The 1,241-nt window shown below is 67.6% G+C and carries 2 protein-coding genes; one reads left to right on the top strand and one right to left on the bottom strand.

Annotation, left to right across the window (positions count from 1 at the left end; translation table 11 throughout):
* Positions 1–417 (bottom strand): Yip1 family protein (locus ACSFA3_RS24215; protein WP_435507930.1); only part of this gene is annotated, 417 nt, incomplete at its 3' end.
* Between the two features lie 125 nt (positions 418–542).
* Between ACSFA3_RS24215 and ACSFA3_RS24210 the strand changes: the two genes are divergently transcribed.
* The coding region (locus tag ACSFA3_RS24210) for an alpha/beta fold hydrolase (RefSeq protein ID WP_435507929.1) at positions 543–1,241 on the top strand (699 nt) is incomplete at its 3' end.

The raw sequence follows: 1,241 nt of genomic DNA, 5'->3' as shown, positions 1-1,241 counted from the left end.
GTGCACCGACAGCCAGCCCTGCAGCGCATCGGGCAGCAGGCTGAAGATGCCGCCGACAAAGGCCGCGGTGCTGGCATAGGCCGACAGCTTGAGTGCGCCGATCTGGCTCCTGGTGCCCTCGAAGGTCGGCGCCATCGCGTCGATGATGAGTGCGAGCACGAACACCATCACCAGCGACAGCACGTAGCCCACGATCATGTTCGCGAGCCCCGAGACGATAGGCACGCGAAAGCTCACGCCGAAGGCGCCGATGCCGATCAGCGACAGGCCGATGAAGCTCGCCACCGCCGGGATCAGCGCGAGGATCATCACGTAGTTCTTGTACAGCGAGGCGGCGTCGGCCGGCTCCGCGTCGATCTCGGGCCAGGTGGCCTTGGGCTTGAGCAGGATGGATTGCGCGCGTTCAACCAGGTTCATTGAGAGTCCTCGGCATGGGTCTCAAAAGTATGCCGAGGCCGCTTGCGGATGACTGCTGGCCAGGAAGCCTATGCCATGCGCTATGCCGCGACGCTGGTTGCCGCATTCGCGCAAAATCCGTCTCCATGCCTAATCTCATCCTGCTGCCCGGCCTCGCTTGCGACGAGCGCATCTGGGAAGCCCAATTGCCCGCCCTTCCCCCCGCCTTCGGCGCCCGCGTGAGCGACGTCCAGCGGCACAACGACTCCATCGAGGGCATGGCCGCAGCCGTGCTGCGCGACAACGACGGCCCGCTGGTGCTGTGCGGCGCCTCGATGGGCGGCATGGTTGCCATGGAGGCGGCCCGCCAGGCGCCCGGGCGCATTGCCGGGCTCGCGCTGCTCGGCACCAGCGCACGACCCGAGACGCCCGACATGTTCACGCTGCGCGAAGGCGCCATCGAATACTTCGAGCGCGGCGAAGTGCGCGACGTGATCGAGCCGAACGTCTACTTCGCCTTCCATCCCACGCAGGCCGCCAACCCTGTGATGGTGCAGCGCTACCTCGACATCGTGCTGGGCGCAGGCGCCGAGCAGCTCGTCCGCCAGAACCGCGCGGTGATGCGGCGGCCCGATGCGCGCCTGCACCTGGCGTCGCTGCGCGCACCGGTGCTGCTGGTGTGCGGCGACGAAGACCGGCTCGCGCCGCCCGAGTGCACGAGCGAGATGGCGGCGCTGCTGCCGCAGGCGCAAGTCGTGTGGGTGCCCGATTGCGGCCACATGCTGACGATGGAAAAGCCCGAGCTCGTCAACGCCGCGCTCAACGGCTGGCTGGCGAGGAATTTC

Source organism: Variovorax glucosi, assembly GCF_051216695.1.
Lineage (GTDB): Bacteria > Pseudomonadota > Gammaproteobacteria > Burkholderiales > Burkholderiaceae_C > Variovorax.
The sequence above is the reverse complement of the archived record's forward strand: the minus strand, read 5'-3'. Positions and strand labels throughout refer to the sequence as shown.